9 protein-coding genes are annotated in these 11366 nt (G+C 72.9%); 5 read left to right on the forward strand and 4 right to left on the reverse strand.

Annotated elements, in window-relative coordinates:
• Positions 1-231: 231 nt before the first annotated feature.
• Positions 232-996, forward strand: coding sequence for an MBL fold metallo-hydrolase (locus EBN88_RS11930; protein ID WP_122183816.1), 765 nt, complete (start codon positions 232-234; stop codon positions 994-996).
• A gap of 19 nt (positions 997-1015) precedes the next feature.
• Here the strand turns inward: EBN88_RS11930 and EBN88_RS11935 are convergent, their stop codons facing one another.
• Positions 1016-3097: a SpoIIE family protein phosphatase gene (locus EBN88_RS11935; protein WP_122183817.1), complete on the reverse strand. Its 2082-nt coding sequence runs from the start codon at positions 3095-3097 to the stop codon at positions 1016-1018.
• 210 nt (positions 3098-3307) lie between these two features.
• Between EBN88_RS11935 and EBN88_RS11940 the strand changes: the two genes are divergently transcribed.
• Both EBN88_RS11940 and EBN88_RS11945 read left to right on the forward strand, forming a co-directional pair.
• A complete protein-coding gene (locus EBN88_RS11940; RefSeq protein WP_122183818.1) occupies positions 3308-4180 on the forward strand; it encodes a DUF3097 domain-containing protein in 873 nt (290 codons plus the stop codon).
• Between the two features lie 32 nt (positions 4181-4212).
• The gene (locus EBN88_RS11945) at positions 4213-4797 is read left to right on the forward strand and encodes a GNAT family N-acetyltransferase (RefSeq protein WP_122183819.1); all 585 of its coding nucleotides are present in this window, start codon (positions 4213-4215) and stop codon (positions 4795-4797) included.
• Positions 4798-4831: 34 nt separating this feature from the next.
• Here the strand turns inward: EBN88_RS11945 and EBN88_RS11950 are convergent, their stop codons facing one another.
• Positions 4832-5095, reverse strand: coding sequence for a hypothetical protein (locus EBN88_RS11950; protein WP_122183820.1), 264 nt, complete (start codon positions 5093-5095; stop codon positions 4832-4834).
• Positions 5096-5150: 55 nt separating this feature from the next.
• Between EBN88_RS11950 and hemW the strand changes: the two genes are divergently transcribed.
• A complete protein-coding gene (gene hemW, locus EBN88_RS11955) occupies positions 5151-6383 on the forward strand; it encodes a radical SAM family heme chaperone HemW (RefSeq protein WP_122183821.1) in 1233 nt (410 codons plus the stop codon).
• Positions 6384-6405: 22 nt separating this feature from the next.
• Here the strand turns inward: hemW and EBN88_RS11960 are convergent, their stop codons facing one another.
• A complete protein-coding gene (locus EBN88_RS11960) occupies positions 6406-8256 on the reverse strand; it encodes an AMP-dependent synthetase/ligase (RefSeq protein ID WP_122183822.1) in 1851 nt (616 codons plus the stop codon).
• A 216-nt stretch (positions 8257-8472) separates the two neighbouring features.
• Positions 8473-10335 carry a translation elongation factor 4 gene (gene lepA / locus EBN88_RS11965; RefSeq protein WP_122183823.1) on the reverse strand — a complete coding sequence of 621 codons (1863 nt, stop codon included), beginning with the start codon at positions 10333-10335 and terminating at the stop codon, positions 8473-8475.
• Positions 10336-10709: 374 nt separating this feature from the next.
• Here lepA and rpsT point away from each other — a divergent pair, with 374 nt between their 5' ends.
• On the forward strand, positions 10710-10976 hold the full coding sequence (gene rpsT, locus EBN88_RS11970; RefSeq protein WP_122183824.1) for a 30S ribosomal protein S20: 267 nt from the start codon (positions 10710-10712) through the stop codon (positions 10974-10976).
• The last annotated feature ends 390 nt before the right edge of the window (positions 10977-11366 follow it).

Genomic DNA, 11366 nt, shown 5'->3' on the forward strand with positions numbered 1-11366 from the left:
TGCCAACGCCTGCTCCAGTGTACGGCGGGGTAGCCCGCGCGGGGAACGAGCGACGGTGGAGAAAGACGGAGAGTGAACGGGCCGTGTTGCGGGCGGCGGGGCGGCGGCCGAAGTCGGCCGGAAGTCGGTGGAGAACGGCCGGAAACCGCCGCACGACGGAGCGTGAACGCGGCGCCCGGCGGGGGCCGTTGGGCCCGGCGGTCGGCCGGGCGCCCGGGTACGGTCGTGGCCATGACGACGACGAGCGGCGAGGGCGCGGGGAACCAGGCGGGTGCGCCCGGGCGCGGGTGGGAGGAGATCGCGCCGGGGGTCGTGCGCCGGCGGCTGCCGGGCTGGGACGAGACGGTGGGCGCGGTGTCCGGGCCCGAGGGCACGCTGCTCGTGGACGCCGGCCCCTCGCTGACGGCGGGCGCCGCGCTCCGCGCTGAGCTGGCGGAACGTGGCTGCCCTCCGGTGCGTTGGCTGGCGGTGACCCATCCGCACTTCGACCATCTGCTGGGCGCCGGCGCGTTCGCCGGGGCCGAGCCGCTGGCGGCGGCCGGCGGGCGTCCGCCGTGGACGGGCGGGGACGCGGACGTCCTCGGCGACGCGGTGGCGCGGGGGGTGGACCGCGCGGAGGCGGAGCGCTCGGCCGCCGCGCTACCGGAGCCGGGCCGGCTGGTGGCCGACCGGCTCACGGTGCCGCTGGGCGGCGGGCGCGCGGCCGAGCTGGTGAACCTGGGCGCGGCCCACTCCGGCCATGACCTGGTGGTCGCGGTGCGCGAGAGCGGGGCCGAGCCCTCGGTGGTGTTCTGCGGGGACCTGGTCGAGGAGTCGGGCGAACCGCAGGCCGGCTCCGACGCCGAACCGGCGCGCTGGCCGGCGGCCCTGGACCGGCTGCTGGCCCTGGGCGGGGAGCGGGCGGCCTACGTTCCCGGGCATGGCGCGGTGGTGGACGCGGCGTTCGTTCGGGCCCAACGGGCGGCGCTGGCACGGCGGTTCGGGGTGAAGGCGTGACCGGGAGGGGCGCGGCCGCTCAGGGCTTCTCGACGTGCTCGGGCAGCGGCTGTTCGGCCCAGATGGTCTTGCCCTCGGCGTGGAATCGCGTTCCCCAGGCGGAGGCCACCTGGGCGACGAGGAACAGCCCGCGTCCCCCCTCGTGGTCGGGCGCCGCGTGCCGCACGTGCGCGGCGGTGCTGCTGCCGTCGCTGACCTCGCAGATCAGGGCGGACTCCCTGATCAGCCGCAGGCTGACGGGGCCCTCGGTGTAGCGGACGGCGTTGGTGACGAGTTCGCTGACGATCATCTCGGTGGCGAAGGCGAGGTCAGCGAGGTCCCACTCGTGCAGCCGCCGGATGGCCAGGCGGCGGGCGTGGCCCGGGCTCTCGGGGTCGTTCTCCAGCCGCCACAGCACGGTCCGGTCGTCGGCCAGCCGCCGGGTGCGGGCCAGGAGCAGCAGCATGTCCTTGGGGGGCGGTTCCGGGAAGAGCGTGCGGGCCGCCCGGTCGCACGCCTCCTGGAGCGGGCCGTCGTGATCGCGGGCGAGCGCGGCCCGGAGCGCCTCGCTGGAGTCGTCGGACCAGGGCGCGTTGTGCAGGGCGAGGACGCTGCCCCTGGGCAGTTCGAGTTCGGTCACGGAGTAGTCCGGCTCGTCCTGCCCCAACGGCGGCCCCGGCGTGGGGCCGACCTGCCGGGGCCGCTCACCCGGCGACAGCAGCAGCGGCAACGGGTGGTCGGCGGAGGCCAGCACACAGCGGGTGGTGACCGGGTCGTAGACCACCACCAGGCAGCGGGCCCGCAGGGGTTCGTTGGCGCTGTCGGGCGGGTCGGGGCGCTCGGCGAAGAGCCGCGTCGTCAGCTCGTGCAGGCGGTGGAGCAGCTCGGCGGGGTCGAGGTCGAGGGCGGCCAGCGCGCTGACGGCGGCCCGCAGCCGCCCCATGAGCGCCACGGCGGAGAGCCCCTCCCCCAGCACCTCGCCGATGCCGAGCCCGACGCGCGCCCCCGACAGGGACAGAAGGTCGTACCAGGTGCCGGCCGAGCGGGCGGGCAGATAGGAGTGGGCGGTGTCCACCGCGCTGTGTCGGGGCAGCCCTGAGGGGATCATGCGGCGCCTGATCAGGCTGGCCAGGGAGTGCTCGCGGGTGTAGAGGCGGGCGTTGTCCAGGCACAGCGCGGTGCGGTCGGCGAGTTCCCCCGCGACGGTCAGGTCCTCCTCGTCGAACGGGGGCGTCCCGGGGAGCCGGTAGAGGGTCGCCAGGCCCAGGACCATGCCCCTGGCGGTCAGGGGGAGCACGATCAGGGAGTAGACGCCGGCCCTCAGCAGCCGCGCCAACACCGGGTCGCGGCGCAGCCACTCGTCGTCGGGCCGCACCCGCCGCACCAGGCGGGGGCGCGGGTCAAGGAGGGTCTGGGCGTGCGGGGTGCCGAAGTCCAGGAGCCGCACCTGCCCGATGGGCACCACGCCCTGGGCGCCGGGCCTCAGGGCGTGGGCGAAGCCGGCGCGGCGCAGGGTGACGGTGTGCGGCAGCGGTCCGGGGGCGGGGGCGTCGCCCCGCACCGCCAGGTCCAGGACGTCGACCGTGGCGACCTGCGCGAAGTCGGCCACCGCCAGCTCGGCGCACTCCTGCGCGGTGCGGAAGACGTCCAGCGTGGTCCCGACGCGCCGGCCCGCCTCGTTGACCAGCCGCAGCCCGTCCCGGTACCGGTCCCGGTCGGTGTGGTCGGCCACGGTGACCGCGACGCCCAGGACCCGGCCGTCCGTCTCGTCCAGCCGGTACGCCGCCAGATAGAGGCGGCGCGGCCGTTCGTCCTCCTCGGTGCGGTGGACGAACGGATGGTTCCGGACGGACTCCCCGGTCGCGAGGACCCTCCGCAACATCCGCTCCACCGGCTCGGCGCCGGGGAGGCCCAGCTCCGTCCAGGTGCGTCCCCTCGCCGCGCCGAGGTCGAAGTGCCGCATCCCCGGCGCCGCCGTGCTGAAGCGGACCACGCGCAGCTCGGTGTCCAGCACGTGCAGGCCCGTCGGGGACTTCTCGAAGAGCGCGCGCAGCACGGCCGCGTCGAGCCGCGCCTCGCTCTCGGACTCGTCGGGGAACGGGAAGGGTCCGCCCGCCGTCACGCGAGCTGCCCGGTGTCGGCCACGCCTGGGACGTCCATGGCACGATCATGCGACGGGTCGACCGGGCGCGCCTGTTCTGCTGGGCGGCTCGGGGGCTTCGCCGGGCGGCCCGCCGGTCCGGCACCCGGCCGCGATCCGGCCGCGATCCGGCCGCGATCCGGTGGTGACGGGGCCGGGTGGGCGCCGGGCCGGCCGTGATCGAATGGACCCATGCGCGCGCGTTCGTATGATCCGGACCTGACCCCGCCGTGGAAGCGCCCCCGGGCCGCGCCCGAGGTGCCGGCCGATCCTGGTCTGGTGGTCGAGGAGGTCACCACCGGCTTCTGCGGGGCGGTGATCCGTTGGGAGAAGACGGCCGAGGGGCCGACGGTCACCCTGGAGGACCGCTTCGGCGCGCACCGGGTCTTCCCGATGGTGGCGCGCGGGTTTCTGCTGGAGGGGCGCGAGGTCACACTGGTGCGCCCGAAGCCGGCGGGCGCGGGGCGGAGCGCGCCCGCGCGCACCGCCTCGGGCTCGGTCGCCGCGCCCCGGGCGCGGGCCAGGGTGGCGCGCGCCGGGCGGATCTTTGTCGAGGGCCGGCACGACGCCGAGCTGGTGGAACGGGTCTGGGGCGATGACCTGCGGGTCGAGGGCGTGGTGGTGGAGTTCCTGGCGGGCGTGGACGATCTGCCGTCCGTGGTCGAGGAGTTCGGGCCGACGCCGGAGGCCCGTCTCGGGGTGCTGGTCGACCATCTGGTGCCGGGCTCCAAGGAGTGGCGGATCGCGGAGGCGGTGCGGGCGGCGCACGGCGAGGAGGTGGTGCTGGTCGTCGGGCATCCCTTTGTCGACATCTGGGCGGCGGTGAAGCCGGCGGCGGTCGGCATCCCCGCCTGGCCCGATGTGCCGCGCGGCCAGGACTGGAAAACGGGGGTGTGCCGGGCGCTGGGCTGGCCGGAGAACACGGGTGCCGCCTGGCAGCGGGTGCTGCGGAGCGTGCGGGACTACCGCGACCTGGACCCGGGGCTGCTGGGTCCGGTGGAGCATCTGATCGACCATGTGACGGTGGGCTCGCCGGCGGGCCCGGTCGGACGGCCGACGCCGTGACGGGCGCGTCCGGAGGGACAACGGGAGGGGCGATGAGCGGAGTGGGCGCGGAGAACGACCTGTGGACCGGCGCGCGGGTGCGGCTGCGCGCCGTCGAGCCGGAGGACTGGACGGGCTTCCGGGAGCTGGCCCGGCACACCCTCGACGTCCGGAGAGCCGATGTCGTCGAGCCGCCGCGCTCGGACGCGGGCTGGCGGGCCTGGACCGCCGAGCGCGCCGAGCGCCCGCCGGGCGGAGACGCGTTCCGGCTGGTGATCGAGGTGCTGGCGGACGGCGCGTTCGCCGGGTCGGTGACGGTCGGCCAGACGGACAGCCGCGCGGGACGGTTCCTGACGGGCGTCGAGATCGTCCGCGCGCACCGCCGCCGGGGCTATGCGGCGGAGGCCACCGAACTCGTGCTCACCTACATGTTCGCCGAGCAGCGCCACCACAAGTGCGCGGTCGAGGTGTACGCGTTCAACGACGCCTCCCTGGCGCTCTACCGCTCGCTCGGCTTCGTCGAGGAGGGGCGGCTGCGCGAGCACGAGTTCTTCGCGGGCGAGTACCACGACGTCGTGGTACTGGGCATCACGGCCGACGAGTTCTGGGCCACGCACGAGCGCCCGTCGGTGCGCTGACCGGCGCCGGCCGGTCGCGATCGGTCGCGATCCGTCACACCAGGAACAGGTCCTCGTCGAAGACGGTGACCACCACGACCACCATCAGCCCCTGACCGATCAGGTACTCGATCAGGATGCCGGGGGCGACCTGCGCCTTGCGGTTGTCCTCGTGGGTGCCGACCGGGGCGCTCGCCTTGTGGTACGGGTCCCTGGCGAGCTTCGCCAGGCCCCGGTCCAGCAGCTCCTTGCGGTGCGGCGCCATCCGCTCGGCGGACTCGGCGGCCTCCGTGGTGAAGGAGATCCGCAGGTCGAACACGGTGCCTCCTCCCCGCCTCGCGGCCCTGCCTCCTCGATGCCGGACAATGGCGAGTATGCCCTCCGCCCTGCCCGAAGGCGACCCCATGCCGCGCGACGGCGCCCTGCCGGCCGCCGCGCTGGCCGACGCCTCGACACGACCGCTCGCCTTCTATCTCCACGTTCCGTACTGCGCGACGCGCTGCGGCTACTGCGACTTCAACACCTACACCGCGAGCGAGCTGCGCGGCTCGGGCGGGGCGCTGGCCTCCCGGGAGAACTACGCGGCGGTGCTGACCGAGGAGATCCGGCTGGCCCGCAAGGTGCTGGGCGACGACGAGCGCCGGGTCGCCACCGTCTTCGTCGGCGGCGGCACCCCGACGCTGCTGCCCCCGGCCGACCTGGCGGCGATGCTGGACGCGGTGCGCCAGGAGTTCGGGCTGGCCGAGGACGCCGAGGTGACCACGGAGGCCAACCCCGACTCGGTGGACGGCGCCGGGCTGGCCGCGCTGCGGGCGGCCGGGTTCACCCGGGTCTCGTTCGGGATGCAGAGTGCCAGCCCGCATGTGCTGCGCCTGCTGGAGCGCACCCACACCCCGGGCCGGCCGGAGCGCGCGGTGGCCGAGGCGCGGGCGGCGGGCTTCGAACACGTCAACCTCGACCTGATCTATGGCACGCCGGGCGAGAGCGAGGCCGACTGGCAGGCGTCGCTGGAGGCCGCCATCGCGGCCGGACCCGACCACGTCTCGGCGTACTCGCTGATCGTCGAGGAGGGCACCCGGCTCGGGCAGCGGATGCGACGCGGCGAGGTGCCGACGACCGACGACGACGTGCACGCCGATCGCTATCTCCAGGCGGACCGGGTGCTGGGCGCGGCCGGCTTCGGCTGGTACGAGGTCTCCAACTGGGCCACCACGCCGGCCGGCCGGTGCCGCCACAACGAGCTGTACTGGACGGGCGCCGACTGGTGGGGCGCGGGCCCGGGGGCGCACAGCCACGTCGGCGGGGTGCGTTGGTGGAACGTCAAGCACCCCGGCGCGTACGCCCAGGCGCTCGCGGAGGGACGTTCCCCGGGGGCCGGCCGCGAGGTCCTGACCGAGGAGGACCGGCGCGTCGAACGGGTCCTGCTGGAGCTGCGGCTGGTGGACGGGTGCCCGTTGGCGCTGCTGCGGCCGGCCGGGCAGGCCGCAGCGCGGCGGGCGCTGGACGACGGGCTGCTGGTGGCGGACGCCTTCGCGGACGGCCGCGCGGCGCTGACGCTGCGCGGCCGCCTGCTGGCGGACGCCCTGGTGCGGGACCTGGTGGACTGAAGGGCCCTCCCGGGTACCGGGCTCAGGGCGTGGGGTACATCTCGTCGATCAGGTGCTGGTACTCGCCCTCGACGACGGGCCGCTTGAGCTTCAGGCTCGGGGTCAACTCGCCGTGTTCGACGTCCAGTTCGCGGGGCAGCAGCCGGAAGGTCTTGATCGTCTGCCAGCGCTGGAGCGTCGCGTTGAGCTGCTCGACATAGCCCTCGACCGCCTTCTCGGTGCGCTCGTCGGCGATCACCTGGGCGTAGTCGCCGGGGACGTCGTTCTCCTTGGCCCAGGCCAGCAGGGCCGGCTCGTCGAGGGCGATCAGCGCGGAGCAGAACTTGCGGCCCGCGCCGATCACCAGCATCTGGGAGGCGAGCGGACAGAGCACCTTGAAGCGGCCCTCGATCTCGGTGGGCGCCACGTACTTGCCCAGCGAGGTCTTGAAGAGGTCCTTCTTGCGGTCGGTGATGGTCAGATAGCCGTCGTCCGACAGCTCGCCGATGTCCCCGGTGTGGAACCAGCCGTCCTCGGTGAGCACCTCGGCGGTCAGGTCGGGCCTGCCGTGGTAGCCGTCCATGATGCCGGGGCCGCGCAGCAGCACCTCGCCGTCGTCGGCGATCCGCACCTCAAGGCCGGGCAGGGCCTTGCCGACGGTGCCGACGCGGTTGGAGTCCCTGCGGTTGACGAAGCTGGCGGCGGCGGACTCGGTGAGCCCGTAGCCCTCCAGCACCGGGATGCCGGCGCCGACGAAGAAGTAACCCAGCTCGGGGGTGAGCGCGGCGGAGCCGGAGACGCAGGCCTTCATCCGCCCGCCGAAGGCGGCCCTGATCTTCGCGAAGACCAGCCGGTCGGCGATCCGGTGCTTGAGCGCCAGGGCCGTCGGCACGGTGGCCCGGCCGGTGCGGCGCCTGGTGTCCTGGGAGACCTTGGCGTGCTCCTGGGCGACGCCGGCGGCCCAGGTGAAGATCCTGTGCCTGGCGGCGCCGCCCGCCTTGGCCCTGGCGGCGACCCCGTTGTAGACGCGTTCGAAGATGCGCGGAACGGCACACATCGCGGTCGGCTGCACAGCGGGCAGGTTCTCGATGATCTTGTCTACCCGACCGTCGACGGCCAGAACGTGACCGACCTTGACCTGGCCGGCCAGCAGCACCTTGCCGAAGACGTGGGCCAGCGGCAGCCACAGGTACTGGACGTCGTCGGGCAGCATCATGTCGATCCGCTCGATGCCGTACCCCATGTAGGACCAGGTGTCCTGGCGCAGCCGCACGCCCTTGGGGCGGCCGGTGGTGCCGGAGGTGTAGATCAGGGTCGCCAGCTGGTCGCCGCGCAGCGCGGAGACGGTGTCCCTGACCGCGTCCGGCTTCCCCTCCAGATAGCGGGCGCCGCGCTCGGCCAGCTCGGCCAGCGACAGCACCCAGCCCTCCGGGTCGCCCTCGGCGGGCACCGCGTCGGCGCTCTCGATCACCACCACATGCGCCAGCTCGGGCAGTTCGGCGCGGCGCTCGCGCACCTTGGCCAGCTGCTCGGCGTTCTCCGCGACCAGCACCCGGCTGCCGGAGTCGGCCAGGATGAACGCCGTCTCCTCCGCGTCGGTCTGCGGGTAGACCGTGGTGGTCGCGGCCCCGGCGCACATGATCCCGAAGTCGGACAACACCCAGTCGACCCGGGTGCTGGAGGCGATGGCGACCCGCTCCTCGGGGCGCACGCCCAGGTCCATCAGCCCGGCGGCGATGGCGAAGACCCGGGAGCCGGCCTCCGCCCAGGTGTAGGTGTGCCAGTCGTCCGGGCCCGAGGTGCTGGGCACCGGGTAGCGGTACGCCTCCCGGTCGGGCGTGGCCTCCACCCGCTCCAGGAAGAGGTGCGCCACGGACGGGGGCCGGTTCTCCATGGCCTGCTCACTCACGCTCACGAATTCCTCCGGGTGCCACGCTGCGACGGGGGTAACCTGCGGGTAACTTTCCGCCGGGGCGAACAGACTAAGCGGAGCGGCCCGCTTCCGTAAGGGGGATGGTCAACAGTCGCTCCTCCCGTGAGGGCACGAACCTCCACAGAACCTTCCGGGAGCCCATCCGCGAGCCCGTCCGCGAGAGCGGACCGTCGGACGCTATTTCTTGGCCTTCGCCTCGCCGCCGTCGGAGTCCGAGGAGAGCGCGGCGATAAACGCCTCCTGGGGCACCTCGACCCGGCCCACCATCTTCATCCGCTTCTTCCCCTCCTTCTGCTTCTCCAGCAACTTCCGCTTCCGCGAGATGTCACCGCCGTAGCACTTGGAGAGCACGTCCTTGCGGATGGCGCGGACCGTTTCCCTCGCGATCACACGCGATCCGATAGCGGCCTGGATCGGCACCTCGAACTGCTGCCTGGGAATCAACTCCCGCAACTTTCCTGCCATCTTGACGCCATAGGCATACGCCTTGTCCTTGTGCACGATGGCGGAGAACGCGTCCACCTTGTCGCCGTGCAGCAGGATGTCCACCTTCACCAGCGCCGCCGCCTGCTCGCCTGTCGGCTCGTAGTCGAGGGAGGCATAGCCCCTGGTCTTGGACTTCAGGGCGTCGAAGAAGTCGAAGACGATCTCCGCCAGCGGCAGGGTGTAGCGCAGCTCGACGCGCTCCTCGGAGAGGTAGTCCATGCCCTGGAGCGAGCCCCTGCGGTTCTGGCACAGCTCCATGATCGCGCCGATGAACTCGCTGGGCGCGATCAGCGTCGCCCGCACCACCGGCTCGCGGACCTCCGCGATCTTCCCACCGGGGAACTCGCTGGGGTTGGTCACGGTGTACTCCGAACCGTCCTCCATGGTCACGCCATAGATCACGTTCGGGGCGGTGGCGATCAGATCCAGGTTGAACTCGCGCTCCAACCGCTCACGGATCACCTCAAGGTGCAGCAGGCCGAGGAAGCCCACCCGGAAGCCGAAGCCGAGGGCGGCCGAGGTCTCCGGCTCGTAGACCAACGCGGCGTCGTTGAGCTGGAGCTTCTCCAGGGCGTCGCGCAGCGCCGGGTAGTCGGAGCCGTCGATCGGATAGAGCCCGGAGAAGACCATGGGCTTGGGGTCCTTGTAGCCGCCCAACGCCTCGGTCGCGCCGTGGCGTTGAAAGGTGACCGTGTCGCCGACCTTGGACTGGCGGACATCCTTCACGCCGGTGATCAGATAGCCCACCTCGCCGACGGCCAGGCCGTCGGCCGGGGTCATCTCCGGGGAGTTGACGCCGATCTCCAGCAGCTCGTGGGTCGCGCCCGTGGACATCATCTGGATGCGCTCGCGCTTGCCCAGGCGGCCGTCGACCATCTTCACGTAGGTCACCACGCCCCGGTAGGCGTCGTAGACCGAGTCGAAGATCATCGCGCGGGCCGGCGCCTCGCCCTCCCCCACGGGGGCGGGAACCTGGCGGATCACCTCGTCGAGCAGCTCCGCGACGCCCTCGCCGGTCTTGGCCGAGACGCGCAGCACATCGGACGGGTCGCAGCCGATCAGGTGCGCCAACTCACCGGCGAACTTCTCCGGTTGGGCGGCCGGCAGGTCGATCTTGTTGAGCACCGGGATGATGGTGAGGTCGTTCTCCATCGCCAGGTAGAGGTTGGCCAGGGTCTGCGCCTCGATGCCCTGCGCGGCGTCCACCAGCAGGATGCAGCCCTCGCAGGCGGCCAGCGAACGGGAGACCTCGTAGGTGAAGTCCACGTGACCCGGGGTGTCGATCATGTTCAGCACATGGGCCGTGCCGTCCTCGGCACCCCAGGGCATCCGGACCGCCTGGGACTTGATCGTGATGCCGCGCTCGCGCTCGATGTCCATCCGGTCGAGATACTGGGCACGCATCTGCCGCTGCTCGACCACCCCGGTCAACTGGAGCATCCGGTCGGCGAGGGTGGACTTGCCGTGGTCGATGTGCGCGATGATGCAGAAGTTGCGGATGATGGCCGGGGCGGTACGGCTGGGCTCCGGCGCGTTCGAAGGGATCGCGGGCACGCGGGGTCCTGTCGGTGATGGCGGTGGGTCGCTGGTCGCTCCCATGGTCCCATGCGCCGGGCCCCGCCCCCGATGCGCGGGTCGCCGGCCCGGCGCCGGAGCCGTTGTCGAGGCCGGCCGGGAGGCGGGTCGAGGCCGGTGAGGAAGGTCGTCCAGGCCAGTGAGAAAGGCGGTCGAGGCCGATTGGGAAGGGCTCGGGGGGCGCTGGTAGGCTGGCCCACTGCCTCTGGTGTGGGACGGACCGCCGGGGGCGGCGCCGCGTCTCACCACCCGGCGCTCGACCCGCCCGTCCACGCTCGACCGAACATCCGAAACGTTCGGGCCCTCTCGCCGAGGCGTTCCGAATTTTCTCGAACCTGCAAAGGCTCCTATTCGTGGCGAACATCAAGTCCCAGATCAAGCGGATCAAGACCAACGAGAAGGCGCGGCTGCGCAACCAGTCGATCAAGTCCGAGGTCAAGACCGCGATCCGTCGGGCCCGCGAGGCCGCGGCCAGCGGTGACTACGAGCAGGCCGAGGCCGCTCGCCGGGTCGCCGCCCGCAAGCTGGACAAGGCCGTCAGCAAGGGTGTGCTGCACCCCAACAACGCGGCCAACAAGAAGTCCTCGCTGGCCGCTCGGGTCAACGAACTCCAGGGCTGAGTCCTTCTTCCTCTCCTTCTCGGCCCTTTCCTTCTCGGCCCCGGACTGACCTCGTTGGTGCAGGGCTGACGGCTCAGGGCTGACGCTTCGGTCCTCGACGGTCCACAGCGGTCCGACCGGGCAGGCCGCCGGCCTGACCTGGATTGGCCCGAGGCTGGGCGGGAACACGGCATCGGTTCGGCTTCAGCGGCCCCTCTCTCCGCGCCGACCGACGGCCACGCGGCACCGCGCTGATCCCAAGTTCGCCACGCGGGTGCGGTGCCCGCCGCCCACGACGAACGCGACACCCGAAGGGGCCCCGAACGCCACCAGGCGCCCGGGGCCCCTTCGTCCTGCCTGGCCGGTGGGGCAGCGGTGAGTGGGGGTGGTGGGGGTTGGGGCGAGCGCCCG

Source organism: Streptomyces triticirhizae, from assembly GCF_003696235.1.
GTDB classification, from domain to species: Bacteria; Actinomycetota; Actinomycetes; order Streptomycetales; family Streptomycetaceae; genus Streptomyces; species Streptomyces triticirhizae.

What these genes read in the sequence shown, in the direction of transcription:
- EBN88_RS11930 (WP_122183816.1), top strand. Translation starts at nt 232, where the DNA reads ATGACGACGACGAGCGGCGAGGGCGCGGGGAACCAGGCGGGTGCGCCC.
- EBN88_RS11940 (WP_122183818.1), top strand. Translation starts at nt 3,308, where the DNA reads ATGCGCGCGCGTTCGTATGATCCGGACCTGACCCCGCCGTGGAAGCGC.
- EBN88_RS11945 (WP_122183819.1), top strand. Translation starts at nt 4,213, where the DNA reads ATGAGCGGAGTGGGCGCGGAGAACGACCTGTGGACCGGCGCGCGGGTG.
- hemW (WP_122183821.1), top strand. Translation starts at nt 5,151, where the DNA reads ATGCCCTCCGCCCTGCCCGAAGGCGACCCCATGCCGCGCGACGGCGCC.
- EBN88_RS11960 (WP_122183822.1), bottom strand. Translation starts at nt 8,256, where the DNA reads ATGGAGAACCGGCCCCCGTCCGTGGCGCACCTCTTCCTGGAGCGGGTG.